Source organism: Terrabacter lapilli, assembly GCF_039531305.1.
Taxonomy (GTDB): domain Bacteria; phylum Actinomycetota; class Actinomycetes; order Actinomycetales; family Dermatophilaceae; genus Terrabacter; species Terrabacter lapilli.
Window position 1 is genome coordinate 712937 of the sequence record NZ_BAAAPU010000007.1, and the last position, 24241, is coordinate 737177.

Sequence of the window (24241 nt, forward strand, 5' to 3'; positions counted from 1 at the left end):
ACGTCCGCCGCCCGGGGCCCCGGCACCCCCTGTCCATGCTTCCGGCACACTGGCCGGGTGACCCCGCAGCCCCGCCCGCTCCACCCGTCCCGGCGCTCGCAGGTGCCGCCGTTCGAGGTCATGGACGTGCTCGACCGGGTGGCGGTGCTGCGCGCCGAGGGCCGCGACGTCGTCTCGCTGTGCGCCGGCGAGCCGTCGGGCGGTGCGCCCGCCCTCGTCTCCGAGGCCGCGGCCCGCATCCACACCTCCGGTCGGGCCCTCACCTACACCTCGGCCCTCGGGATCCGCGAGCTGCGCTCCGAGATCGCGATGCACTACGGGCGGTGGTACGGCGTCGACGTCGACCCCGCACGCGTCGCGATCACCACGGGGTCCTCGGGCGGCTTCGTGCTGGCCTTCCTCGCCGCCTTCGACGCCGGTGACCGGGTCGCCCTCGCCCGCCCCGGCTACCCGGCCTACCGCAACATCCTCACCTCGCTCGGGTGCGAGGTCGTCGAGATCGACTGCGGTCCCGAGACGCGCTACCAGCCGACGCCGGCGCTGCTCGACGCCGCGCACGAGGGCGGCCCGCTGGCCGGGCTCATCGTCGCCTCGCCCGCCAACCCGACCGGCACGATGGTCGACCGCGCGGAGCTGGGCGCCATCACCGCGTGGTGCGCCGCCAACGGCGTGCGTCTCGTCAGCGACGAGATCTACCACGGCGTGACCTACCCGGAGCCGGGCGCCCTCGACCCGCGCGGGGTGTGCGCGTGGGAGCTCGCGGACACCTCGGTCGTCATCTCGTCGTTCAGCAAGTACTGGGGGATGACCGGGTGGCGCCTCGGCTGGATGCTGCTGCCCGAGGACCTCGTGCGCCCCGTCGACGCGCTCGCCGGCAACGTCGCGCTGTGCCCTCCCGCTCCGGCGCAGTATGCCGCCGTGTCGGCCTTCGCCGAGGAGTCCTACCGCGAGTGCGACGAGGCCGTCGCCGAGTTCGCGCGGACGCGGAAGCTGCTGCTGGACAACACCGCTCGCCTCGGCTGGGGCGAGTCGGCGCCGCCCGACGGCGCGTTCTACTACTGGGCAGACCTCGGGCTGCAGCTGGAGCGCTGGGGTAGCTCGGCGGCATACGCCCGCGCCCTGCTCGACGACGCGGGCGTCGCGATCACGCCCGGGGGAGACTTCGACGACCGGTCCGGTCGCCGTTCGGTGCGGCTCAGCTTCGCCGCGGGCACGACAGCCGTCGCCGAGGCCCTCGACCGCATCGAGGCGTTCAACGCGCGCTGAGGCCGCCGGACCTCACACCCTGCCGGGCCCGCGCGTCTACCCGGTGTGAGCGACCACGTCACCATCGACCCGGCCATCCTCTACCTGGGCACGCCCGTCGTGCTCGTCTCGACGACCAACGAGGACGGCAGCGCGAACCTCGCCCCCTTCTCCTCCGCCTTCTGGCTCGGCCACACGATGGCCCTCGGGATCGGGCTTGCCTCGCAGACCCTCGCGAACCTGCGGCGCACCCGGGAGCTCGTCGTCAACCTGCCGAGCGCTGCGGACCCGGCGCAGGTCGACGCCGTCGACCGCCTCGCCCTGACGACCGGCGCCGAGCGCCTGAGCCCGTGGAAGGCAGCGGCGGGCTACCGGCACCACCGGGACAAGTTCGGCCTCGCGGGCCTCACGCCGGTGGCCTCCGACGTCGTCACCGCGCCGCGCACCGCGCAGTGCCCGGTCGCGCTCGAGGCGTGCGTCGAGTCGGTGCACGAGACCGACCACGCGCTCGTCGTCGCCCAGGTCGTACGCGTGCACGTCCACCCCGGGATCCGGGCCGTGGGGCACCCCGACCGCATCGATCCCGACCGGTGGCGTCCGCTCCTGATGAGCTTCCAGCGCTTCTACGGCCTGGGGGGTGAGCTGCGACCGTCGCGCCTGGCGACCGTCGACGAGGAGCACTACCGCTGACGCCCGATGAGGCCACCGGGCGCGCGCGGAGCCCCCGGCCTCCCGGGGGCTCCGGTCTCACCCTCACCTCTTCTCACCTGGCTAGATGATGAGCGCTACCGCTGCGACCACGGCCCCAGCGAGGCTCAGCGAGCCGAGCAGGAAGCTCACCACGGCACCGGCCGTCCAGACGCCGGAACGGTCGCGGATGCTGGCGCCCAGCAGGCCGAACCCGACGGCGAGCAGGACGCCGCCCACGATCCAGCTGCCGAGGTACCAGCCTGCGGCCAGGCCTGCCCACAGCCAGGCGGACGACACGAAGTACGTGTAGGCGCCGAACGCTGCGACCAGGGCCCCGATGACGATGAGCGTGTAGTCCACCGTGCGGTTGCGGTACAACCGGGGAAGACCGTGCTCGGTCTGCGTGCTCTGCTTCTGAAGGAGCTGCGACATCGTCTTCACCTCCTTCCTTCTCACTTCCAGTCTCGTCCTCCCAGCGCTCGGCACCAGAGGCTTTGGTCCCGATTCGGGCGGGAAAAGGGCGGTGCCGAAGCCACGGTCTCGTGGCTTCGGCACCGCCCCCGGGGAGGACGCCCGCGGCGCGTGCGGCTCAGGCTGCGGCGGTCACCACGGCCTCGTCCGTGGCCGGCGCGCCGGCGGGTGCGGGGACGGTGTCGCCGGTCCGCTCCACGACGGGCCGGGCGCGCAGCACCTTGTGCAGGCGCCAGGCGCCGTAGGTCGCCACCAGGCTGATGGCCAGGTGCAGGCCGAGGAACCCGCCCGCGAAGCCGAGGCCGAGCAGGGCGCCGGCGACGAGCGGCCCGAGGGCCGAGAAGGTCGTCTGGATCGCCGTGAACGTGCCGAGCGTCGTGCCCACGAGGCCCTTGGGGGCCAGGCTCGCCGTGAGCGGGTTGAGCACCGGCGCGTACATCGTCTCGCCGACGGCGAAGATGCCGAACGTCGTGACGAAGAGTGCCGACGCCACACCCGGCGACACGAGCTGGGCGGTCGAGAGCACGACCCACGACAGCGTCCAGATGCCGCCGACGACCATGAGCAGCGCGCCGGCCGGGCGGTGCGCGGTCAGCCGGACGACGACGACCTGCAGCAGGACGATGACGACGCAGTTGACGGCGGCCGCGAGGCCGATGGCCGACGCCGGGGCGTCGAGCACGGTGAGGGCGTATGCCGGCAGGCCCGACTCGAACTGGGCGTAGAAGCCCAGGGCGAGGGTGACCGTCACGACGGCGGCCCACCGCAGCGCGGGAACGGCGAAGACGCGGCGCAGCGCCTCGACCGTGCTGACGCGCGGCTCCGCCTCGCCGGCGGCGACCTCCAGCTCTTCGTCGGCGGGTGCGCCGATGCCGGCGACCCGGATGATCCCGGCGGACAGGGCGAACCCGACACCGGCGGCGACGAACGCGAGCGTCATGCCGTCGACGCGCGAGAGGTCGATGAGCTGGCCGGCGACGAAGGCACCGACCGCCATGCCGATGGACTCGGCCGTGAACTTGTAGGCGAAGACCTTGCGGCGGTCCGCGTGCCCCGCCCAGCGCAGGACGAGGACGGAGGCCGCCGGGGTGGAGGCCGTCAGGCCGAAGCCGAAGACGAACATGCCGACGAGGAAGGTCGAGGCGTCGTCGGCCCAGACGAGGCTCGCGACGCCGGCGGCGGCGAGCAGCTTGGCGAGGACGGCGACGGTCACGGGGTTGAAGCGGTCGCTGAGGCGCCCGGCGAAGGGCGCGGCGACGAGCGCACCGACGGAGAACAGGCTGCTGGCCAGTGCGGCAGCGAACGCGCCCCACCCGCGGGTGTCGGCCGCGTACGCGTACTGGTAGGGCAGCACGGTGCCCCAGCCGAGCATGCCGATGGACGACGCCAGGATGAGCAGCTTGGTGCGCATGGTTTTCACACCCTTTCTCAGGGTTGGGTTGCTTGGGGACGTCGGAGTCAACACGCCTTCGATCTCGAATATTTCGGATTCGAAGTTCGACTTCGAAAGAGTAGCACTCGCCCCGATCGGTGCCACAATGCGTTTCCATGGCAGCGAAGCGACGACGGACCGCACAGCAGGAGCACGCGGCAGACGTCGCCACCTACGTGGCCGCCGGCGGCGAGGAGTCCGTGCAGCGCGTCATCACGGCGCTGTTCTCCGTGACCAAGAAGCTCGACCAGTGGTACGTCCGGCAGTTCGCCGACCTCGACCTCACCCAGGGGGAGTGGGCGGTCCTCGCGGCCCTGGCCCGCGCCGGCGACACGTGCCTGACCCCCAGCCAGCTCGCCGACCTCTCCAACGTCGCGCCGTCGTCGATGACCCACCGCCTCGACAAGATGGCCGCCCGCGGCCTGCTCCAGCGCCGTCCCGACGAGTCCAACCGCACCCGCACCCTCGTCTCCCTCACCCAGGACGGGTGGGCCCTGTTCAGCGCCGCCGTCCGCGAGTCCAACGTCGTCGAGAGCGACACCCTGCGCGGCCTCTCCGACGCCGAGCGGCACGAGCTCGCCCGGCTGCTCGAGATCGTCATCGCCGGGCTGGACGACATCGACGCCTGAGCATCCCGGGCGTAGCGTCCCGGGCATGGACAGCCACCCCTCCACCCGCCCGAACGGGCGACCCGTCGCCCTCGTCACCGGCACGTCGTCCGGCATGGGCCTGCACACCGCCGTCGAGCTCGCCCGGCGCGGCCACACCGTCGTCGCCACCATGCGTGACACCGGCCGGGACGCCGCGCTGCGGCAGGCTGCGAGCGAGGCAGGCGTCGAGCTCGACGTGCGCCCGCTCGACGTGACCGACCACGAGGCCGCCCGGGCCTGCGTCGACGGCGTGCTCGCCGACCACGGCCGCATCGACGTCCTGGTCAACAACGCCGGCCGCGGCGCCGTCGGGACGGCCGAGCAGCTGACCCTCGACGAGGTCCGCGACCAGCTCGAGGTGAACTACCTCGGCCCCGTCGCCCTGACCAAGCTCGTCCTGCCGCACATGCGCACCGCGGGCGCGGGCCGCGTGCTCACCGTCACGAGCGTCGGCGGCGCCGTCGGCCAGCCCTTCGCCGACGCCTACTGCGGCGCGAAGTTCGCCGTCGAGGGCTTCATGCAGTCCCTCGCCGTCGTCGTGCTCCCGCACGGCGTGCGCGTCTCGGTCGTCGAGCCGGCCGCCGTCGCGAGCGACTTCGTCGCCAACGTCGCGCGCCCCGAGGACGCCTCGACAGGCGCCGACACCGACGACCCGTATGCCGCCCAGCTCGCCGCGTACCTGGCGCGGTCCGCGGGCGCGTTCGCCAACGCCCAGTCCTCGGGGGACGCCGCGGCCGCCATCGCCGGCGCGGCGACGGCGGAGGACTACCGCTTCCGCTGGCAGACGTCGGAGGGGGCGACGGCCTTCGTCGGGATGTCGCTCGCCGACACCGACGGCAGCCGGGTACTGGGCGCCACGCGGTCCTGGATCGAGCAGCCCGCGAACTAGAGTCGGGCGGATGAGCTTCCCCAGGCCCGTGCCGCGGATCGGCGACCCGACCTCGGCGGCCGAGAGGGCCACGGCACCGGACGCCTGGGCCCTTCGCGACGACATCGCCTCGCTCGAGCGGGTCGTCGGCGCGCGCCGCGACATCCGCCGCTTCCGGCCCGACCCGGTCCCCGACGAGGTCCTCACCGCAGTGCTCACGGCCGGGCACCGCGGCCCCTCCGTCGGGCACTCGCAGCCCTGGCGCTTCGTCGTCGTGACCGAGGCCGCCACCCGGGACGCGGCAGCGCTCATGGCCGACCGCTGCCGGCTGCGCCAGGCGGCCGGCATGGCGGAGGAGTCGGCGCGCGGGCTGCTGGACCTGCGCCTGGAGGGCATCCGCGAGGCCCCCGTCGGCGTCGTCGTCGCCTGCGACCGCCGTACGCCGGCCGCCGGGGTGCTGGGCCGCGCCACGTTCCCCGACGCCGACCTGTGGTCGTGCGCGGCGGCCATCGAGAACATGTGGCTGACCGCCCGCGCCCACGGGCTCGGGCTGGGCTGGGTCACGCTGTTCGAGCCCGCGGAGCTCGCGGCGCTGCTCGGCCTGCCCGAGGGCGTCGAGACCCTCGGCTGGCTCTGCCTCGGCTGGCCCGACGAGCGGCCGCCCGAGCCCGGCCTCGAGCGCGCCGGCTGGAGCAGGCGCCTCCCGCTCGAGGAGGTCGTCATGCGCGAGCGCTGGACCGAGCGGGACGCCCCGACCTCCCACCTGCGGGCCCCGGCACCGGCCCGGCTCGTGGCCGCCCGTGACCGCTCCGACGAGCTGCTCACCGTGCCCGGCTCGCTGGGGGTGCTCGACACGGTCCTCGACCGCATCACCGCGCTGCCCGCCGTGGACGGGCGGGGCACCCTGCTCGTCGCGGCCGCGGACCACGCCGTGACGGCATACGGCATCTCCGCCTTCGACCCGTCGGTCACCACCGACGTGGCCCGCGCGACGCGGGAGGGCACGTCGATGGGCGCCGTCGCCGCGCGCGCCGCCGGCCTCGAGGTGGAGCTCGTCGACGCCGGGATCGGCTGCGCCAGAGGCGATCTCGTCACCACGGACGCACTCGACGAGCCGACGTATGCCGCCCTGCTCGCCCACGGGCGCGAGCGCGGTCACGCGCTCGCGGGCGACGGCCCCGTGGCCCTCGGCGAGGTGGGCGTCGGGAACACCACGGTGGCGGCTGCCGTCGCCGCAGCCCTGCTGGGACTGCCTGCCGAGGACGTCGTCGGCCGCGGCTCCTCGGCCGACGCGGCCATGGTGGAGCGCAAGCGTGAGGTCGTGGCACGGGCGCTGGCGCGGGTGGGCCGGGTCGACGGCGCGGAGGCGCTGCGGCGCCTCGGCGGGGGAGAGCTCGCGACCCTCACCGGCGTGGTGCTCGGAGTCGCCGAGGCGGGAGGGGTCGTGGTGCTCGACGGGCTCGCGACGTCGGTGTGCGCGCTCGTGGCGACCCGCCTCGAGCCGGCGGTGGCGGCCCACCTCGTCGCCGGCCAGCGATCGCGTGAGAAGGGCCACGCCGTCGTGCTGCAGGAGCTCGGGCTCGAGCCGCTGCTCGACCTGCGCATCCGCGCAGGTGAGGGCGTCGGGGCGGCGCTCGCGACCGGTCTGGTCAAGGACGCCCTGGCCCTGCGGAACGGCGTCGCGCGCACGTCCTGATTTTGGATCTGCTCGGCGACTTCCCTAGTTTGGGACGGTTGTCTGTCACCCGACACTGCCCTCACGAGGGGCTGGGAGAAACACATGTCCACTCAGACCCAGGACCGCCCGCCGACCCCGCCGGCGGGCTCGAGCGCTGACGACCGGGCCTTCCTCGGGCACCCCCGAGGCCTGTCGACCCTCTTCTTCGTCGAGCTGTGGGAGCGGTTCTCCTACTACGGGATGCGCGCCATCCTGCTCTACTTCCTCATCGACACCGCGGCCAAGGGCGGCCTCGGCATCGACGAGACCACCGGCACCGCCGTCGTCGCGATCTACGGCGCGTCGGTCTACCTGCTCTCGATCATCGGCGGCTTCACGGCCGACCGCCTCTTCGGGGCCCGGCGCTCGACCCTCTACGGCGCCGTCGTCATCATGGCTGGCCACGTGTGCCTGGCCATCCCGTCGTCCGGCAGCGCCTGGCTCGGCATCGCGCTCGTCGCCCTCGGCACCGGGCTGCTCAAGCCGAACGTCTCGGCCATGGTCGGCACGCTCTACAAGCCGGAAGACGCCCGCCGCGACGGCGGCTTCTCGATCTTCTACATGTCGATCAACATCGGCTCGTTCTTCTCGCCGCTCGTCGTCGGCTGGCTCCGGGAGCACTACGGCTACCACGCCGGCTTCTCCGCAGCAGCGGTCGGCATGGCCATCGCCATCACGTGGTTCGTCCTCGGCCGCAGGAACCTCTCGCCCGTCGTCGACGACGTGCCCAACCCGCTCTCGCCGCAGGAGCGCGGCCGGGTCGCCGGCCTGGCCGTCGGGGCCGTCGCCGCGTTCGTCGTGCTGGTGCTGCTCGCCGGCCTGTGGCGCGACGCGCTCCTCGACCAGGTCATCGACGCCATCTCGATCGTGGCCGTGCTGACGCCGGCCGCGTACTTCGTGATGATGTTCCGCAGCCCGAAGGTGGAGCGCCAGGAGAAGTCGCACCTCGCGGCCTACCTGCCGCTGTGGATCGGCGCGATGCTCTTCTGGATGATCTTCGAGCAGGCTGCGGGCAAGATGGCCCTCTTCGCCGCCGAGAACACCGTCAAGGAGGCCGGCGGCATCACGGTCAACCCGGAGTGGTTCCAGTCGATCAACCCGCTCGCCATCGTCCTGCTCGCGCCCCTCTTCGGCTGGATCTGGACCAGGCGCGCCGGCCGCTTCCCGTCGACCCCGATGAAGTTCGTCCTCGGCGTCGCGCTCATCGGCCTCTCGGCGCTCGCCATGGCGTGGGCCTTCGCCACCTTCTCGGGCAACGCCGCGCCGGTCTACGTCCTCGGCTCGATCTTCGTGCTCCAGACCGTCGCCGAGCTCTGCCTCTCGCCGGTCGGGCTGTCCGCCACGACGCGCCTCGCGCCTCGCGCCTCGCGCCTTCGCCAGCCAGGCCATGGCGCTGTGGTTCCTCGGCAGTGCTGCCGGCCAGGCCATCGCGGCGCAGCTCATCCAGGCGATGGGCGGCCTCGGCAACGCGGCGTACTACGTCGTCAACGGCGTCATCACGCTCGTCGTCGCCGGCGTCCTGTTCGCGCTCGTGCCGTGGATCCGCCGCCGGATGGCGACGGCCGAGCTGCACTCCACCGAGCGCGAGTTGGTGCACGCGTGATCATCAGCCTCGGGGGCGCCACCCCGTCGGTCGACGAGACCGCCTGGGTGGCGCCCGGCGCCGACCTCGTCGGGGCCGTCGAGCTCCGTGCCGGCTCCAGCGTCTGGTACACCGCCGTGCTGCGCGCCGACTTCGACCCGATCGTCCTCGGCGAGCGCAGCAACCTGCAGGACGGCGTCGTCGTGCACACCGACGCCGGGCACCCGACGACGATCGGCGCCGGCGTCTCGGTCGGCCACCGTGCGGTCCTGCACGGCTGCACGGTCGAGGACGACTGCCTCATCGGCATGGGCTCGGTCGTGCTCAACGGAGCGCACATCGGGGCCGGGAGCCTGGTCGCCGCCGGCGCGGTCGTGCCCGAGGGCGCGGTCATCCCGCCCCGGTCGCTCGTCGCCGGGGTGCCGGGGAAGGTCCGCCGCGACATCGACGACGCGGGCCTCGACCGCATCCGGGCCAACGCCGACGTCTACGTCGACCTCGCCCGCCGCCACCGCGAGGCCACGGGCGGCGCGGGGCGCGGCTGACGGCATACGCCCTCGGGTCGCCCTCGGGGCGCCTGGGGTCAGGGCCCCTCGCGCAGGACCGCGACGTCGCTGACCATGACGACGTGGGCGTGCATGGCGGCGGCAGCCGCCTCGGGGTCGCCGGCGCGGATGGCGTCGGCGACGGCGCGGTGGCCGGCCAGTGAGTCGCTGGGCCGGCCGGGCTGGGAGAGCGACTCGATGCGCGTCTCGCGGATGAGGTCTCGGATCTCGTCCATGAGCCGGGCGAGCAGCAGGGAGTGTGCGGCCGCCGTGACGGCGCCGTGGAAGCGCTCGTCGCCCTCGACGCCGCGTCCGCCGGCCTCGACCTCGGTCGCCATCGCCGTCAGCGCCTCCTCGATGCGGGCGAGGTCCTCGGGCGTGCGGCGCTGGGCGGCGAGGGCGGCGATCTTGGTCTCGAGGGCGTCGCGGGTGTCGATGATCTCCGGCAGCCGGTTCGCGTGCGCCCGGATGGCCTCGACGATGCGCCGGGGCCCGGGGGCATCCGACAGGACCGTGCCGTCGCCGTGCCGCACGCTGACGACGCCGATCACCTCGAGGGCCACGAGCGCCTGGCTCAGGGTCGCGCGGCTCACGCCGAGGCGCTGGGCCAGCTCGCGCTCGGGCGGCAGCCGGTCGCCGGCCTGCAGGCCGTTGGCATGGATCCACGTCGTGATCTGTTCGGCGACCTGCTCGTAGAGGCGGGTCCGCGTGAGGCGAGGGAGCCCGGTGGCGGTCATGCGCACATGCTATTGACAGTCGACGGATTGACCTATTGGCTAGGCCACTGAGCCAGCGTCGCCGGCTCGGCGGCGAGACACGGCCCGCGCGGCGGCGTCCTGCTGACAGATCCCCGACCTTCCCGCGATGGTGACCGTATGACCGCTGAACCGACTGCCGCCCCCGGTGCCCTGCCTCGCACCGGACCGCTCTCCGACGTCCTCGTCGTCGACCTCTCGCGGGCCCTCGCCGGGCCGCACGCGACGATGATGCTCGCCGACCAGGGCGCGCGCGTCATCAAGGTCGAGGCGCCGGGACGTGGCGACGACACCCGCGGCTGGGGACCGCCGTTCGTGGGGGAGCAGGGGCGGCAGGAGTCGACGTACTTCCTCTCGGCCAACCGCAATAAGGAGTCGATCACGCTCGACCTCAAGGACGAGGCGGACCGCGACGTGCTCCTGGCCCTGGTCGACCGGGCCGACGTGCTCGTCGAGAACTTCCGCACCGGGGTGCTCGAGCGGCTCGGCCTCGGCATCGAGTCGCTGATGCAGCGCAACCCGCGCCTGGTCGTCCTGTCGATCACCGGGTTCGGCCACGACGGTCCCGAGGGCGGACGCGCCGGCTACGACCAGATCGCCCAGGGCGAGGCGGGGCTCATGTCGCTGACCGGCTCCGGACCGGATGACCCCCAGCGCGTCGGGGTGCCGATCGCCGACCTGCTCTCGGGGATGTACGGCGCCTACGGCGTGGTGGCCGCGCTCAACGAGCGCCACCGCACCGGGGTCGGGACGGTGGTGCGCACCTCGTTGCTCGCCTCGGTCGTCGGCGTGCACGCCTTCCAGGGCACCCGGTGGACCGTTGCCGGCGAGGTCGGCCGATCGGCCGGCAACCACCACCCGTCGATCGTCCCCTACGGCCTGTTTCACTGCCGCGACGGCTCGGTGCAGATCGCGGTCGGCAGCGAGGGGCTGTGGCAGCGGCTGTGCGCGGCCTTCGGCCTCGACCCGGCTGCCGAGGGCATGGCCACCAACCCCGAGCGTGTCGCCAACCGCGAGCGGGTCATCGCGGCCGTCCAGGCGGTCTTCGCCGACTGGGACGCCGAGCCGCTGCTCGCCCGCCTCGCCGAGGTCGGGGTGCCCGCCGGCAAGGTGCGCACGCTGGACGAGGTGTACGCGTGGGACCAGACGGCGAGCCAGGGACTGCTCGTGGGCGTGGAGCACCCGACCCTCGGGCACCTGACGCTGCCCGGACCGCCGCTGCGCTTCTTCGCCGGCGACGGCACGGAGGTCACCCGACGCGACCACGAGGCCCCGCCGACCCTCGACGAGGACGGCGCCGCCATCCGCGCCTGGCTGAAGGAGGAGTGATGGCCCGGCGACCGTGGACCGCCCACGAGCTGCTCGACCTCGTCCTCGACGCCGGTTCGTTCGAGTCGTGGGACGAACCGATCGACATCAGCGGGCAGCCGGAGGCCTACCGGCTCCAGCTCGAGGCCGCTGCCGCGAGGGCCGGCACGGACGAGTCGGTGCTGACCGGGCGAGGGCTCGTGCGCGGACGCCCGGTGGCCGTCGTCGTCAACGAGTTCCGCTTCCTGGCCGGGTCGATCGGGCGGGCGGCCGCCCAGCGGATCACCGCGGCGGTCCGGCGGGCGACGGCCGAGGGACTGCCGGTGCTCGCGTCGACGGCGTCCGGCGGCACGCGCATGCAGGAGGGCACGCCCGCGTTCGTCGAGATGGTCGAGATCTCGCGGGCGCTCATGGCGCACCGGGCCGCGCGCCTGCCCTATCTGGTGCAGCTGCGGCACCCGACGACCGGTGGCGTGTACGCCTCGTGGGGCTCCCTCGGGCACGTGACCGTCGCCGAACCGGGCGCCCTCGTGGGCTTCCTCGGGCCGAAGGTCTACGAAGCGCTCAACGGGGAGCCGTTCCCCGCCGGCGTCCAGACCGCCGAGAACCTCGCGGCCAAGGGGGTGCTCGACGCCGTCGTGGCCGCCGAGGACCTGCCGATGCTCGTGGACCGCGCGCTGGGGGTGCTCGTCGACGGCCCGACGCTGCCGCGGCTCGACCGCCGGGACGGCGAGCCCAGCCGGCACCTGACGGCCTGGGAGTCCATCGAGGTGACGCGCCGTCCGGACCGTCCCGGGGTGCGCGAGCTGCTGCGTCACGGCGCGAGCAGCACGTTGCGTCTCAACGGCACCGACGAGGGCGAGCGCGACGCGACGATGCTCGTGGCCCTGACCCGGCTCGACGGGCAGCCGTGCGTGCTCGTCGGCCAGGACCGGTCGCGCCAGTCACCGACGACCCCGATGGGTCCGGGCGCGCTGCGCGAGGCACGCCGCGCCATGCGGCTCGCCGAGGAGCTCGGCCTGCCGCTGGTCACCGTCATCGACACCCCCGGAGCCGAGCTCTCACAGCACGCGGAGGAGGGCGCCATCGCCGGTGAGATCGCCCGCTGCATCGCGACGCTGACGACGATGACCGTGCCGACCGTCTCGGTCGTGCTCGGGCAGGGCTGCGGCGGAGGGGCGCTCGCGCTCCTGCCCGCGCGTGAGGTCATCGCGGCCGAGCACGCGTGGCTCTCTCCGCTGCCGCCAGAGGGGGCCAGCGCCATCGTGCACGGCGACGTGGCGCACGCCGCGGAGATGGCCGAGCTGCAGCAGGTGGGGGTGCTCGACCTCGCTGCACGCGGGATCGTCAGCCGCATCGTGCCGGAGCCCGCCGACGACACCGCCGTCGGCCTCGCGCTCGCCGTCGTCGCCGAGTGCGCGGCGGCCCTGCGCCGGCAGACGCACCCCGAGGAGCAGGAGCGGGGCGTCCTGGCCGCGGGAGGTCCCTTCTCGCGCTCCCCACGACACTGAGTCGCGTGGCGGGTCACTGACGTGGCGAGCGCCGGGCCGCTCGGGGTCAGCGGAAGCGGGAGGCGAACTCTCCGGGCGTCATTCCCGTCGCGGCCCTGAAGTCGCGAGTGAAGTGCGCCTGGTCGGCGTACCCGAGCTCGGCCGCGATGCCGGACAGCCCGGACACGGAGTCGCGCAGCCGGTCGGCGGCCTCCTGCAGCCGGCGGCGACGGATCAGCCACTTGGGCCCCAGACCGATCCGCTTGTGCAGCAGGCGTTGCAGCGTCCGCTCGCTGATGTCGAAGCGGTCGCACAGCTCGTCGACGCGCAAGAGCTCGGGTGAGCTCTCGACGTGGTCCACGATCGCGTTGACGAGGAGTCCCTCGTCGTCGACCGGCAGCAGCCTCCGCAGCGCCTCCTCGAGGGCCTCGCGAGCGCAGGCCTGCGCGTCGGGGGAGTGCGGGTCGGGGCCCATCGCACCGCGGATGCCTCGCGTCACGGCCGGGCCGTCCAGCGTCGGGAGCACGCCCAGGTCGACGAAGCGGTCGGTCATGCGGCGCACCGGCTCGCCGGTCACCAGCCACCCGGCCGCGGGCTGGAGCATCAGCCCGACGGCCCAGCCGCGCCCGGTGAGCATCGTGTGCGACAGCCCGGACACGACACCGTAGAAGCGGGCGTAGGTGTCGGAGACGACCACGAGGCACACGGGATACTGCAGGACCCGCTGCACGGAGTCGCGCCCCTCGGGCACGTCCCAGACCGGGATCCAGAAGCGTCGCGCCAGGTCGGTGAGGTCCGGGGAGACGTGCGCACGGGCGATCGACCACGTGCGGTCGGCGGGGTCGACGAGGTGGGCACGCTCGATGTCGTCACGGGCCGCCGTGCGGCGCGGCCCCGGGGACGTCGTCACCTGTCGGAAAGTATCAAGACCGACCCACAGGAGGGTCCCTAACGTCGAGGCCATGACCACGTCCACCACCACCGACGTCCTCGCCACCTACGCCCGACTCGCCGACGCCTTCGGCTCCGTCGTCGACCGCGTCCCCACCGATCGCTGGAGCTCCCCGAGCCCCTGCGAGGGCTGGAGCGCCCGCGACGTCGTCGCCCACGTCGTCACGAGCCAGCGCGGCTTCCTCGCCCAGCGCGGGGTCGACGCCACCACGTCCCACCCCCTCGACGTCGACGAACCGACCGACACCGAAGCAGACCCCCGTGTCGCCTGGCACGCCCACGACGACCGGATGCGTGAGCTGCTCGCCGACCCGGCAGTCGCAGGTCTGGAGTACGACGGCGCCTTCGGCCGCACCACGGTCGGCCGGACCGTCGTCGCCTTCCACGGCTTCGACCTCGTCGTCCACCGCTGGGACGTCGCCGTGGCCGCCGGCCTCGACGAGCGCCTCACCGACGACGAGCTCGACATGCTCGAGCGGTCGGCCGACGGCTTCGGCGACCACCTCTACGACGACGGCGTGTGCCAGCCCGCCCTGCCCGTTCCCGAGGATGCCGACCGGCAGGAGCGCCTGCTCGCCCGCCTCGGCCGGCGGACGCCCGGGAGGGGGTGACCCGTCACCTCGCCCAGAGGTACTCGACCTCGGGACGACCCGCGCCGGCATACCTCGACCGGCGCACCGCGACCCGGCTCTCGCAGAGGTACTCGGCGTAACGGCGGGCCGTCACCCGGCTGACCCCGAGCGCCTCGCCGAGCTCGGTGGCCGAGCGGCCCCCGTCGGCCTCGCGAAGCACCCGCGACACCCTGGCGAGCAGCTCCTCGCCCATGCCCTTGGGCAGCCGCGCCTCCCCGGCCACCCGCGCCCCGGCGAACACCTCGTCGACCTCGGCCTGCGTGCCGACCTGGGTGCCGCCGGTGAGCTGGTCGCGGTAGGACCGGTACGCGAGCAGCCGGTCACGCAGCGTCGCGAAGACGAATGGCTTCAGGAGGTACTGCACGATCCCGAGCGACACGGCGGCGCGGACGATCTCGAGGTCGCGCGCCGAGGTGACGGCGATGACGTCGGCCCGGTGTCCCGCCGCCCGCATGGCGCGGACGACGTCGAGACCGTGCCGGTCGGGGAGGTTCATGTCGAGCAGGACGACGTCGATCTGCTTGTCCTGCAAAGTCTTCAGCGCTGCCTGCGAGGTGCCGACCGTCGCGACCACCTCGAACCCGCCGACGCGGCCGACGTATGCCGTGTGCGCCTCCGCCGCGACCGGCTCGTCCTCGACGACGAGGACCCGCAGCACCCCGGCGCCCGGTGCGTCAGTCATCGGCGGACCCGACCGCGCCGCTGCCCACCGTGCTGACCGGGCCGACCGGCAGCCGCACCGTGAACGTGGCCCCGGGCGGCCCTGACACCTCGAGCTCCCCGCCGAGCCGCTCGACGGTCTGGGCCACCAGGGCGAGGCCGATGCCGCGCCGTCCCGCGCTGCCCTGCTCCTTCGTCGACCAGCCTCGCCGGAAGGCGTCCGCGACACCGCCCGGCGGGAGTCCCGGCCCGTCGTCGGCGACTTGGAGGACGGCATACGCCCCCTCGACGCGGGCGTCGAAGCAGACGTGCCGGTCGTGCCCGAGTGCGCCGGGCCCGCCGGCCACCGCGTCGAGCGCGTTGTCGATGAGGTTGCCCACGATCGTGACGAGGTCGCGCGTGGGTGCCACACCCTGCGGCCAGTGCGCGCCCGGCTCGATCTCGAACCCGATGCCGCGCTCGTGCGCCTCGGCGGCCTTCCCCAGCAGCAGCGCGGTGAGCGCCGGTTCGTCGACCGACCCGACGACCCGGTCGGTGAGCAGCTGGGAGACCTGCAGCTCCTCGGTCGCGAAGTCGAGCGCGCGGTCGGTGTGGCCCAGCTCGATGAGGCTGACGATGGTGTGCAGGCGGTTCGCGGACTCGTGCGCCTGCGAGCGCAGGGCCTCGGTGAGGCCGCGCGCCGAGTCGAGCTCGCCTGTCAGGGCCTCGAGGTCGGTGCGGTCACGCAGCGTCGCCACGTGCCCGAGGAGGCGCCCCTCCCACCGAGCCGGACCGCGGTTGAGCACGAGGACGCGGGCGTCGGTCACGTGCAGCTCGTCCTCGTGGACGGCGTCGTCGGTCAGCGCCGACGTCAGGGCCGGCCCCAGGCCCAGGTCGGCGACGCGCCGGCCCACCGCGTCGGGAGGCAGGGCGAGCAGCCGCGTCGCCTCGTCGTTGGCCAGCCGCAGCCGGCCGTCGAGATCGGTGATGACCAGCCCCTCCGACACGCCGTGCAGCACGGCGTCGTAGTACTCGTACATCTCGCGCAGCTGGCGCTCGCCCAGCCCGTGCGTCTGGCGGCGGATGCGCCGGGCCACGAGCGCGGTGCCGAGCCCCGACAGCAGCGCCGCCACGAGCCCCGCGAGCAGCAGCCCCGGCAGCTGCGCGCGGACCCGCTCGCCGACGGCCGCCTTGCGGATGCCGACCGACACAAGAGCGACCACCTTGCCACGGTCGGTCACGGGCACCACGACGCGCGACGACGGCCCGAGCGTGCCGGTGTAGTCCTCCTCGACGACGCCACCGGCCAGCGCCTCCTCGGTGTGGCCGATGAACGTCCTGCCGATCTGGGCCGGGTCGGGGTGCGTGTAGCGGATCGCCGAGGGGCTCATGACGACCACGAAGTCGGTGCCGGACTCGACCCGGACGCGTTCGGCATACGGCTGCAGCACCGCGGAGGGGTCCGGGCCCTCGACGGCCGTGACGACGCTCGGCGTCGCCGCCACGGTCCTCGCCACCGCGAGGGCCCGCGCCATCGCCTGCTCGTCGCCGGCGCGCTGCGCCTGGCCGTAGGCCCCGACGAGGCCGGCCCCCACGACGAGCACGGCCACGAGCACCTGCAGGGCGAACGTCTGTCCCGCCACGCTCCAGCGCGCCGGTGCCCCGAGCACCCGCCCCGCGGCACCGCGCGTACGCGAGGGCGAGCTCAACGGCCCGGAACCGGCCGCGAGAACTCAATGAACACAAAGGTGACCCTAGTCACCGTGGGCGGCAGTCTCGTCACGTTCCCCGGTCCCGTCCATGACGACGCGGACCCAGCCAACGGAGGTCACCGTGAGTTCCACCGCCGACAGCGCCGTCGACGCCCGCCCGGGCACGACCCCGAAGCGCGACCGCACCCATTTCCTCTACATCGCCGTCATCGTCGCGATGGTCGCCGGCATCCTCGTCGGCTGGGCCTTCCCCGACGTGGGCAAGAGCCTCAAGCCCCTCGGGACCGGCTTCGTCGCCCTCATCAAGATGATGATCACACCGATCATCTTCTGCACCATCGTCCTGGGCATCGGCTCCGTGCGCCGCGCCGCCCAGGTCGGCAAGGTCGGCGGCCTGGCCCTCGGCTACTTCCTCACGATGTCGACCGTGGCCCTCGCCATCGGTCTCGTCGTCGGCAATCTCGTCAAGCCCGGTGCCGGACTCCACCTCACCGACGCCATCGCGAAGTCCGGCCAGGCGCAACTCGGGACCAAGTCCGAAGGTGCCGTCGACTTCGTCCTCGGCCTCATCCCCGACACGCTGGTCTCGGCCCTGACCTCCGGCTCCGTGCTCCAGGCCCTGCTCATCGCGCTGCTGGTCGGCTTCGCCCTGCAGAGCATGGGCCGCGCGGGCGAGCCGATCCTCGTCGGCATCAAGCACCTCGAGCGCCTCGTCTTCCGGCTCATGGCGATGGTGATGTGGGTCGCCCCGATCGGCGCCTTCGGCGCCATGGCGGCCCTCGTCGGCGCCACCGGCATCGGCTCGCTCAAGAGCCTCGGCCTGCTCATGCTCGCCTTCTACGCGACCTGCGCGATCTTCGTCTTCGCCTTCCTCGGCAGCATCCTCAAGGTCGTCACGGGCATGAACGTCTTCTCGCTCTTCCGCTACCTCGGTCGCGAGTTCCTCCTCATCCTCTCGACGTCCTCGTCCGAGTCGGCCCTGCCGCGCCTCATCGCCAAGATGGAGCACCTCGGCGTCTCGCGCCCGGTCGTGGGCATCACCGTGCCGACCGGCTACTCGTTCAACCTCGACGGCACCGCGATCTACCTCACGATGGCGAGCCTGTTCATCGCCGAGGCGATGGACAAGCCGTTCAGCATCGGCCAGCAGATCGGCCTGCTCGTCTTCATGATCATCGCCAGCAAGGGCGCGGCCGGTGTCAGCGGGGCCGGCCTGGCGACCCTCGCCGGTGGCCTGCAGTCGCACCGCCCCGACCTCGTGCCCGGCGTCGGCTTCATCGTCGGCATCGACCGCCTCATGAGCGAGGCACGCGCGCTGACGAACTTCGCCGGTAACGCGATCGCCACGGTCCTCATCGGCACGTGGGTCGGCGAGATCGACCGCGACAAGGCCGCGCGCGTCCTCTCCGGCCAGGACCGTTTCGACGAGTCGAGCATGCTCGACTCCGAGAACGGCCCCGAGCCCGCCGCGGTGCCCGCTACGCAGACCAGTGGAGGCGCCGGCAAGGAGCCGGAGCTCGCCGGGGTCCGCTGACCCACCCGCACCACCGCTCCTTCGAAGGGCCACGGACCGTATGCGGTCCGTGGCCCTTCGCCGTGGCCCTTCGCCGTGGTCCGTCGCCGTGTGCAGTCCGTCACTCCCAGCCTGCTCCCGGCCTGCTCTCGTTTTGCACTCGACCGCCGACCTTCGACACAGTGGTTGCTTCCGCAACTGTGAGTGACACGTAACGTGAGGAGACGGACGGCGCCTTCGTCGGGTGCCGTCCATGACGTATGAGTGAACTGACCAAGAGTCCCGACGACACCCTGCACCCCGCTCTCGAGCCACCACCGGTGAACCACGAGGACGCCCCGCCCTCCCGGGTCGACAAGGTCGTCTTCGGTGTCGCGGCCGGCGTGGCCATCGCCTTCGTCCTGTGGGGAGCGCTCAGCACCGAGACCCTCAGCGCCAGCGCCTCCGCCGGCCTCGACTTCGTCGTGCACAACACCGGCTGGCTCTTCTCGCTCGTCGCGTCGGGCTTCGTCGTCTTCGTGGTGTGGCTCGCGGCCAGCAAGTACGGCAACATCCCGCTCGGCGGCGACGGCGAGGCTCCCGAGTTCCGCACGTCGTCCTGGGTGGCGATGATGTTCTCCGCCGGCATGGGCATCGGCCTGATGTTCTACGGCGTCACCGAGCCGCTGACCCATCTGGTGAAGCCGCCGCCCGGCACCGGCGCCCCCGGCAACCCGGCGGCCGTGCAGACCGCCATGGCCACCACGATGTTCCACTGGTCGCTGCACCCGTGGGCCATCTACGCCGTCGTCGGCCTCGCCGTCGCGTACGGCGTCTTCCGCAAGGGCCGTTCGCTGCTGATCAGCTCGGCGTTCGCCCCGCTCTTCGGTGAGCGCCGTGCCAACGGCCCGGCCGGCCGCGTCATCGACATCTTCGCGATCTTCGCGACGCTCTTCGGGTCGGCGACCTCGCTCGGGCTCGGCGCGCTGCAGATCGGCTCCGGCCTGCAGCTCGTCACCGGCATCGGGAAGATCGGCAACGCGGTGCTCATCGCGATCATCGTCGTGCTGACGATCTGCTTCATCCTCTCGGCCGTCTCGGGCGTCGCCAAGGGCATCCAGTGGCTCTCCAACGTCAACATGGTCCTCGCCCTCGCCCTGGCGCTCTTCGTCTTCGTCGTCGGCCCGACCGTCTTCATCCTCAACCTCGTCCCGACCACCATCGGCTCCTACTTCAAGGACCTCGCGATGATGTCGGCGCGCACCGACGCCGCGGGCGGCGACGGGATGAAGGACTGGCTGGCCGGCTGGACCATCTTCTACTGGGCCTGGTGGGTCAGCTGGACGCCCTTCGTCGGCATGTTCATCGCGCGGATCTCGCGCGGCCGCACCATCCGCCAGTTCGTCTCGGGCGTGCTGCTCGTGCCCTCGGTCGTCTCGCTCATCTGGTTCGCCATCTTCGGCGGCGCCGGCATCTCGCAGCAGCAGAGCGGCAAGGACATCGCCGCCCAGTCGACGCCGGAGGGCTCGCTCTTCGCGATGCTCGGCAACCTGCCCTGGCCGACGCTGACGGCGGTCATCGTCATGGTGCTCGTCGCGATCTTCTTCGTGTCGGGCGCCGACGCGGCGTCGATCGTCATGGGCACGCTGTCGGAGAAGGGCACGCTCGAGCCGTCGAAGAAGACCGTGATCTTCTGGGGCGCCGCCACCGGTGCGGTCGCCGCGATCATGCTGCTCATCGGTGGTGAGGACGCCCTCTCGGGCCTGCAGAACGTCACGATCGTCGCGGCGCTGCCCTTCCTCGTCATCATGGTCGGGCTGGCGGTCGCGCTCGTGAAGGACCTCTCGCGGGACCCGCAGATCGTGCGGCGGCAGTATGCCGTCGCGGCCGTCGAGCACGCCGTCGTCGCGGGCGTCAGCGAGCACGGCGACGACTTCGCCCTGACGTTCGAGGAGACCGCTCCGGGCGAGGGCGTCGGCGAGCTCGTCCCGACCGAGCCCGTCGAGGCCAAGGACGTGGAGACCGACGACGTCGAGACCACGCACGACCACCAGACCGTGGCCGACGTCGTCGACGACGAGACCTCCAAGGTCGGCGCGTCCATGCGGCTCTGACCGCACCCGGCTGCAGTCGAGCGCCGCGCCATCCGCCCCGGCGGACGGCGCGGCGCTTCGTCGTTCAGGCGTCCGGGCCCTTCGCCGGGGCGACCAACGTGACCCAGCGCTCGTCCACCCGGAAGCCCAGCGTCTCGTTGGCCGCGATGATGCCGCGGTTCTCGTCGGAGCCGCCGGTGCGCACGTCGGTGACCCCGCGCTCCATGAGGCCGAGCAGCGAGGCGGCCTTCAGGGCCGTGGCCAGTCCCTGTCGACGCCGGTGCGGGGCGACGACGGTGAAGTCGACCTCCGCCCACGTCGGGTCGGCCTCGATGTCGACGAAGGTGATGGCCACGAGGTCACCCTTGTCGTCGAGGACGCCGAAGGCGGGCCGTCGCACCGTCGGCGTCGCGGTGTGCGGCGTGAGTGCCTCGTGGGCGGTCGCGACGCTGCCCGGGTAGTCGCCGGCGGTGGCCGCGTCGAGCGCCAGGACGGCGGGGACGTCGTCGGCCGTGAGCTCGCGGCAGGTGTCCGTGCTCGCCAGGCGAGCCATCGCGTCCCGCCAGCCCTGCGTATGCCGTGGCGTCAGCTCCACGTGAGCCGCCCAGGACCGCGCGGTCACCGTCCACCCATCGTCAGCGAGCCGTTCGCATCGCGGGTCGTCGGCACGGAGGACGGTCACGTCGCTGGGCACCGGTGCAGCCTGCCACAGCAGGTCCGGACCACGGGTGCCCCGTGAAAACGCGCTGAGCCTGATACGACCGCCCGCGGCTGCCCAGCCGTCTCGACCGCAGCCTGGTTCCGACCGTTCCAGGAAGGGGACTGGGAGAAGCATGCGAGCGAGTAGGCGTCGATGGGTCGCCAGCGAGTGGGGAATTATTTGCCTTGACGGTTAATTAACTCTCTGGTTCAGTAAGACCATGACTGCGATGACCGCCGAGCGACTGGACGCAGCGTTCATGGCGTTGGCCGATCCGACCCGCAGAGCGATCGTGGCTCGGCTGGCCCGCGGCGACGCCACGGTCACCGAGCTGGCCGAGCCGTTCTCGATCTCTATGCCGGCGATCTCGAAGCACCTGAAGGTCCTGGAGCGCTGCGGCCTGATCACCAGGTCTCGGCAGGCCCAGACCCGTCCGTGCCACCTCGAGCGTGAGCCCCTCGATGCGGCCATCGACTGGATCGAGACCTCACGTCAGCTGTGGAACGCCCGCTTCGACAAGCTCGAGGCCCACCTTCGCACCGTCCAGGCCACTCCACCCACGAAGGGCACTTCCCGATGAACGATGGCACCGTCACCCACACCCGAGTCTTCTCCGCACCCCGTGAGCTGGTGTTCCGGTGCTTGCTCACCCCCGAACACCTCACGCGCTTCTGGGGACCGGCCGGCATGAGCGCCCCGCTGGACGGGATCACCGTCGACCCTCGACCGGGCGGCGTCTTCGAGACCGTCATGGTCGCCGACGACGGCACCAGCCACTACACCATGCGGGCGATCTTCGACGAGATCCTCGAGCCCGAGCGGATCGCCTGGACCGAGCTCGGGAGCGGCCTACGTTCCGTCTCGACCTTCACCGACCTCGGCGACGGCCGCACGGAGGTCACCATCGTGCAGAGCAACATGCCGAAGGCCTTCCTGACCCCCAAGGCGCAGGCCGGCTTCCGGACGTCACTCGACAAGCTGGAGACCTACCTTCGAGCCGTGCCCGCGGCCCCGGCATGAGCGCCGCCGCGACCGAGGTCGCCGACGAGGTCGCCGCAGAGCTGTCCGAGCTGGCGGACCTGCTCGCGGACCTGCCTGCCGCCGCATGGGACGAGCCCTCGCTGTGCCCCGGGTGGCGCGTTCGAGAGGTCGTGGCCCACATGACCCTGCCGATGCACGCGTCAGCGCCGGTGGTCGTTCTCGGACTGCTCAGAGCCCGCATGCGGTGGGACGTACTTGCGGACCGACGTGCCCGGCTCGATGCCCGACAGACCCCTGAGCAGCTCCTCGATGCCCTGCGCGCCCCGCGCATGCAGGCCTGGACCCCGCCCGGCGGCGGTGCCACCGGCGCCCTCGTCCACGCGGTGATCCACGGACTCGACATCACCGAGGCTCTGGGCCTTCGACGCCGCCCACCGGTGGCCCGCACCCGCCTGGTCCTCGACGGGCTCACCGCGCCACGGAGCCTTTCTCACTTCGGCGTGGCTCTCCACGGGCTGCAGCTGCGGGCCCAAGACCTCGACTGGTCCTACGGGACCGGGCGCGTCGTCCGCGCCCCGGCAGTCGACCTCGCGCTGGTCCTCTCCGGTCGCCGGTCCGCGAGCCCCTGAGCCTTCCGGTCGGCTGCACAGTCGGAGACGGGTCCGCGAATGCACCTGTCGACGCAGGTGCCACCCGGGCCTCGGAGGCTCCGAAGGCTCAGTCCGGTAGGCCCCAGAACGCACCGGAGAGCCCGACCCCCTGCAGATATTCGGCCGCTGCAGTCGGGTCGCGCCGCACATATCCGCGCTCGAGGCGACCGGCGTACCAGCCCGAAGCCAGGCGCCACAAGGTGGGCAGATCCATCACGTACCCTCGCTCGCTTCCCGAACGGCTCAGCCAGGCGGTGACGCAGTCCTCGGAGCAGAAGATCCGCTGATGTCCGCATGTGTAGATGACGTCGTCCCACATGTGGGTTGTCGGAACCAGGAAGTGCGCGACCTGATCGCCGGGAGGTGGCTGCTCGTTGTCGACTCGCCAGGCATGGGCGCGACCGCATGCAGGACAGGTCGTGGCCACCACCATCGGACCTTGCTCGGGCAACAGGTGCGGCAGCGCGAACGAGTCCCAGGCGCAGCCGCCCCAAACCCGGGGCGGTCAGCGACGTCTGGACGCGTGGGGTCACGACAGCAGGATCTTCCTGACGTGCGGCTCGGCGGCGTGCGCGCCGGCGCCGATGAAGGCCTGTTGGACGATCTCGTCCACCCGGTCCTTGGCCATCAGGTCATTGCCCATGACCTCGTGCTCAGCCGGCCCGGGACGAAAGACCACGACCTTGGTCCCCGTCCGGCGGAGGGCGTTGACCTCCTGGCGCGCGATGCGGCCGGCGTGCCACCTGGACGCACCGTACAGGTCCCACGGGAGACCCGAAGGCCCGGACATGGGGGAGACCACCACGACCAGGTCGAGCTGGAGCTCGCGCAGGATGGCGGCGTTGGTCGGGGAGTGCGAACCGCCGTCGATGTAGCTGTCCCTGCCGATGGTCACCGGCGCGAAGTACCCCGGGAGGGCACACGAGGCGGCGATGGCCAGATGAAGCGGTGCCTCGGGGCTGCCGGGTCGGCCGAAAACCACCCGTCTGGCGTCATCCCGGCGGACGGCGCACACCCAGAGGGGCTGCTCCGGCCAGGACCGGCCCTCGGCCTCCTGAAGCATCCTCAGCTGCTCGACGATGTCGTGATCCCCGGGTGCGAGGAGAGCAAGGGCGGCGACCCGGGGGCGAAAACGCGTCGGGCGGACGGCCGCACGGAGCAGCATCCTCCAACCGGGCAGGTCCGGACGGCGGCGAAGGACGTCCAGCGGGCGGAACGGCGGGAACTCCGGGAGGTCCGTCCCGGCGATGTGGTGCAGCACCCGGCCCTCGGCGGACAGGGGGGCGCGGACCGTCCACGCGGCCAGCTCCGCGGCCGGGATGCCGGCTCGCAGCAGCATGCCTGTGATGGACCCGGCCGAGGTCCCCACGATCACGTCGGCCTTCCGGGGGTCCCAGCCGAGGTCGTGCTCCAGCATGGCGAGGACGCCTGCGTGGTACGCCTGCCCGACGACGCCCCCTGCGCCCAGGACGAGGCCGATGCCGCCCATGCCCTCAATCTTGACCGGTATGCCGACTGAGGGACAGGGGTATGGGGGACTCTGTGCCCACCCCCCCGCGGGCCACCGCCGCTCGGGCTGCCCAGACGTCATCGGTGACTCGAGGTGCCTTGGCACATCCCGCCGGGTTCCGCCCGTCC

General features: G+C 72.7%; 22 protein-coding genes and 1 pseudogene. 14 read left to right on the plus strand and 9 right to left on the minus strand.

Features of this window, described 5'->3' with window-relative positions:
- Window positions 1-120: 120 nt before the first annotated feature.
- Together ABD241_RS11235 and ABD241_RS11240 are read left to right on the plus strand one after the other, a co-directional pair.
- Entirely contained in the window at window positions 121-1266 is a 1146-nt protein-coding gene (locus ABD241_RS11235) for a pyridoxal phosphate-dependent aminotransferase (protein ID WP_344063494.1), read from the plus strand.
- A 45-nt stretch (window positions 1267-1311) separates the two neighbouring features.
- Window positions 1312-1935 carry a flavin reductase family protein gene (locus tag ABD241_RS11240; RefSeq protein ID WP_344062103.1) on the plus strand — a complete coding sequence of 208 codons (624 nt, stop codon included), beginning with the start codon at window positions 1312-1314 and terminating at the stop codon, window positions 1933-1935.
- 81 nt (window positions 1936-2016) lie between these two features.
- Here ABD241_RS11240 and ABD241_RS11245 read toward each other — a convergent pair whose 3' ends face one another.
- Both ABD241_RS11245 and ABD241_RS11250 read right to left on the minus strand, forming a co-directional pair.
- Window positions 2017-2367, minus strand: coding sequence for a hypothetical protein (locus ABD241_RS11245; protein ID WP_344062106.1), 351 nt, complete (start codon window positions 2365-2367; stop codon window positions 2017-2019).
- 157 nt (window positions 2368-2524) lie between these two features.
- Window positions 2525-3817, minus strand: a complete 1293-nt coding sequence (locus ABD241_RS11250; RefSeq protein WP_344062109.1) for an MFS transporter — start codon at window positions 3815-3817, stop codon at window positions 2525-2527.
- 137 nt (window positions 3818-3954) lie between these two features.
- On the opposite strand from ABD241_RS11250, the gene ABD241_RS11255 reads away from it, so the two are divergent.
- From ABD241_RS11255 to ABD241_RS11270, 4 genes are all read left to right on the plus strand, one after another.
- Window positions 3955-4467: a MarR family winged helix-turn-helix transcriptional regulator gene (locus tag ABD241_RS11255; RefSeq protein WP_344062112.1), complete on the plus strand. Its 513-nt coding sequence runs from the start codon at window positions 3955-3957 to the stop codon at window positions 4465-4467.
- 25 nt (window positions 4468-4492) lie between these two features.
- Window positions 4493-5377 (plus strand): SDR family oxidoreductase, encoded by an 885-nt coding sequence (locus ABD241_RS11260; RefSeq protein ID WP_344062115.1) that lies wholly within the window; start codon window positions 4493-4495, stop codon window positions 5375-5377.
- Between the two features lie 10 nt (window positions 5378-5387).
- Window positions 5388-7052: a 5,6-dimethylbenzimidazole synthase gene (bluB, locus tag ABD241_RS11265; RefSeq protein WP_344062118.1), complete on the plus strand. Its 1665-nt coding sequence runs from the start codon at window positions 5388-5390 to the stop codon at window positions 7050-7052.
- Between the two features lie 84 nt (window positions 7053-7136).
- Complete coding sequence (locus tag ABD241_RS11270; protein ID WP_344062121.1) at window positions 7137-9200, plus strand: oligopeptide:H+ symporter; 2064 nt, start codon at window positions 7137-7139, stop codon at window positions 9198-9200.
- Between the two features lie 38 nt (window positions 9201-9238).
- On the opposite strand, the gene ABD241_RS11275 is transcribed toward ABD241_RS11270, so the two are convergent.
- Window positions 9239-9937 (minus strand): FadR/GntR family transcriptional regulator, encoded by a 699-nt coding sequence (locus tag ABD241_RS11275; protein ID WP_344062123.1) that lies wholly within the window; start codon window positions 9935-9937, stop codon window positions 9239-9241.
- Window positions 9938-10075: 138 nt separating this feature from the next.
- Between ABD241_RS11275 and ABD241_RS11280 the strand changes: the two genes are divergently transcribed.
- Entirely contained in the window at window positions 10076-11284 is a 1209-nt protein-coding gene (locus tag ABD241_RS11280; RefSeq protein ID WP_344062126.1) for a CaiB/BaiF CoA transferase family protein, read from the plus strand.
- Window positions 11284-12774 carry a carboxyl transferase domain-containing protein gene (locus ABD241_RS11285; RefSeq protein WP_344062129.1) on the plus strand — a complete coding sequence of 497 codons (1491 nt, stop codon included), beginning with the start codon at window positions 11284-11286 and terminating at the stop codon, window positions 12772-12774. Before ABD241_RS11280 ends, ABD241_RS11285 begins: the two co-directional genes overlap by 1 nt.
- Before the next feature lie 46 nt (window positions 12775-12820).
- Here ABD241_RS11285 and ABD241_RS11290 read toward each other — a convergent pair whose 3' ends face one another.
- Window positions 12821-13663, minus strand: a complete 843-nt coding sequence (locus ABD241_RS11290; RefSeq protein ID WP_344062132.1) for a helix-turn-helix domain-containing protein — start codon at window positions 13661-13663, stop codon at window positions 12821-12823.
- A 52-nt stretch (window positions 13664-13715) separates the two neighbouring features.
- Here ABD241_RS11290 and ABD241_RS11295 point away from each other — a divergent pair, with 52 nt between their 5' ends.
- A complete protein-coding gene (locus ABD241_RS11295; RefSeq protein WP_344062135.1) occupies window positions 13716-14315 on the plus strand; it encodes a TIGR03086 family metal-binding protein in 600 nt (199 codons plus the stop codon).
- Between the two features lie 4 nt (window positions 14316-14319).
- Here ABD241_RS11295 and ABD241_RS11300 read toward each other — a convergent pair whose 3' ends face one another.
- Together ABD241_RS11300 and ABD241_RS11305 are read right to left on the minus strand one after the other, a co-directional pair.
- Entirely contained in the window at window positions 14320-15018 is a 699-nt protein-coding gene (locus ABD241_RS11300; RefSeq protein ID WP_344062138.1) for a response regulator, read from the minus strand.
- Window positions 15011-16618, minus strand: a complete 1608-nt coding sequence (locus ABD241_RS11305; protein WP_344062143.1) for a sensor histidine kinase — start codon at window positions 16616-16618, stop codon at window positions 15011-15013. The genes ABD241_RS11300 and ABD241_RS11305 overlap by 8 nt, the downstream gene beginning before the upstream one ends.
- Before the next feature lie 190 nt (window positions 16619-16808).
- Here ABD241_RS11305 and ABD241_RS11310 point away from each other — a divergent pair, with 190 nt between their 5' ends.
- Window positions 16809-18221 carry a cation:dicarboxylate symporter family transporter gene (locus ABD241_RS11310; RefSeq protein WP_344062146.1) on the plus strand — a complete coding sequence of 471 codons (1413 nt, stop codon included), beginning with the start codon at window positions 16809-16811 and terminating at the stop codon, window positions 18219-18221.
- Between the two features lie 239 nt (window positions 18222-18460).
- On the plus strand, window positions 18461-20293 hold the full coding sequence (locus ABD241_RS11315) for a BCCT family transporter (RefSeq protein ID WP_344062149.1): 1833 nt from the start codon (window positions 18461-18463) through the stop codon (window positions 20291-20293).
- Window positions 20294-20357: 64 nt separating this feature from the next.
- On the opposite strand, the gene ABD241_RS11320 is transcribed toward ABD241_RS11315, so the two are convergent.
- A complete protein-coding gene (locus ABD241_RS11320; RefSeq protein WP_344062152.1) occupies window positions 20358-20966 on the minus strand; it encodes a GNAT family N-acetyltransferase in 609 nt (202 codons plus the stop codon).
- A gap of 235 nt (window positions 20967-21201) precedes the next feature.
- Here ABD241_RS11320 and ABD241_RS11325 point away from each other — a divergent pair, with 235 nt between their 5' ends.
- From ABD241_RS11325 to ABD241_RS11335, 3 genes are read left to right on the plus strand one after another with little or no spacing between them, the layout of a single operon-like run.
- Complete coding sequence (locus ABD241_RS11325) at window positions 21202-21552, plus strand: ArsR/SmtB family transcription factor (RefSeq protein WP_425580771.1); 351 nt, start codon at window positions 21202-21204, stop codon at window positions 21550-21552.
- Window positions 21549-21992 (plus strand): SRPBCC family protein, encoded by a 444-nt coding sequence (locus ABD241_RS11330; protein ID WP_344062158.1) that lies wholly within the window; start codon window positions 21549-21551, stop codon window positions 21990-21992. Before ABD241_RS11325 ends, ABD241_RS11330 begins: the two co-directional genes overlap by 4 nt.
- Window positions 21989-22582 carry a maleylpyruvate isomerase family mycothiol-dependent enzyme gene (locus ABD241_RS11335; RefSeq protein ID WP_344062161.1) on the plus strand — a complete coding sequence of 198 codons (594 nt, stop codon included), beginning with the start codon at window positions 21989-21991 and terminating at the stop codon, window positions 22580-22582. The genes ABD241_RS11330 and ABD241_RS11335 overlap by 4 nt, the downstream gene beginning before the upstream one ends.
- Before the next feature lie 88 nt (window positions 22583-22670).
- On the opposite strand, the pseudogene merB reads toward ABD241_RS11335, so the two are convergent.
- Window positions 22671-23090: pseudogene (gene merB / locus ABD241_RS11340) on the minus strand (organomercurial lyase); the annotation flags it as partial.
- Window positions 23091-23132: 42 nt separating this feature from the next.
- Entirely contained in the window at window positions 23133-24092 is a 960-nt protein-coding gene (locus tag ABD241_RS11345; protein ID WP_344062164.1) for a patatin-like phospholipase family protein, read from the minus strand.
- Between the last annotated feature and the right edge of the window lie 149 nt (window positions 24093-24241).

Excerpts from the sequence above, each read along its gene's own strand:
- ABD241_RS11325 (WP_425580771.1), top strand. The coding sequence starts at position 21,202 with ATGACCGCCGAGCGACTGGACGCAGCGTTCATGGCGTTGGCCGATCCG.
- ABD241_RS11280 (WP_344062126.1), top strand. The coding sequence starts at position 10,076 with ATGACCGCTGAACCGACTGCCGCCCCCGGTGCCCTGCCTCGCACCGGA.
- ABD241_RS11270 (WP_344062121.1), top strand. The coding sequence starts at position 7,137 with ATGTCCACTCAGACCCAGGACCGCCCGCCGACCCCGCCGGCGGGCTCG.
- ABD241_RS11255 (WP_344062112.1), top strand. The coding sequence starts at position 3,955 with ATGGCAGCGAAGCGACGACGGACCGCACAGCAGGAGCACGCGGCAGAC.
- ABD241_RS11245 (WP_344062106.1), bottom strand. The coding sequence starts at position 2,367 with ATGTCGCAGCTCCTTCAGAAGCAGAGCACGCAGACCGAGCACGGTCTT.
- bluB (WP_344062118.1), top strand. The coding sequence starts at position 5,388 with ATGAGCTTCCCCAGGCCCGTGCCGCGGATCGGCGACCCGACCTCGGCG.
- ABD241_RS11235 (WP_344063494.1), top strand. The coding sequence starts at position 121 with ATGGACGTGCTCGACCGGGTGGCGGTGCTGCGCGCCGAGGGCCGCGAC.
- ABD241_RS11335 (WP_344062161.1), top strand. The coding sequence starts at position 21,989 with ATGAGCGCCGCCGCGACCGAGGTCGCCGACGAGGTCGCCGCAGAGCTG.
- ABD241_RS11345 (WP_344062164.1), bottom strand. The coding sequence starts at position 24,092 with ATGGGCGGCATCGGCCTCGTCCTGGGCGCAGGGGGCGTCGTCGGGCAG.
- ABD241_RS11275 (WP_344062123.1), bottom strand. The coding sequence starts at position 9,937 with ATGACCGCCACCGGGCTCCCTCGCCTCACGCGGACCCGCCTCTACGAG.
- ABD241_RS11285 (WP_344062129.1), top strand. The coding sequence starts at position 11,284 with ATGGCCCGGCGACCGTGGACCGCCCACGAGCTGCTCGACCTCGTCCTC.
- ABD241_RS11250 (WP_344062109.1), bottom strand. The coding sequence starts at position 3,817 with ATGCGCACCAAGCTGCTCATCCTGGCGTCGTCCATCGGCATGCTCGGC.
- ABD241_RS11260 (WP_344062115.1), top strand. The coding sequence starts at position 4,493 with ATGGACAGCCACCCCTCCACCCGCCCGAACGGGCGACCCGTCGCCCTC.
- ABD241_RS11330 (WP_344062158.1), top strand. The coding sequence starts at position 21,549 with ATGAACGATGGCACCGTCACCCACACCCGAGTCTTCTCCGCACCCCGT.
- ABD241_RS11315 (WP_344062149.1), top strand. The coding sequence starts at position 18,461 with ATGAGTGAACTGACCAAGAGTCCCGACGACACCCTGCACCCCGCTCTC.
- ABD241_RS11300 (WP_344062138.1), bottom strand. The coding sequence starts at position 15,018 with ATGACTGACGCACCGGGCGCCGGGGTGCTGCGGGTCCTCGTCGTCGAG.
- ABD241_RS11295 (WP_344062135.1), top strand. The coding sequence starts at position 13,716 with ATGACCACGTCCACCACCACCGACGTCCTCGCCACCTACGCCCGACTC.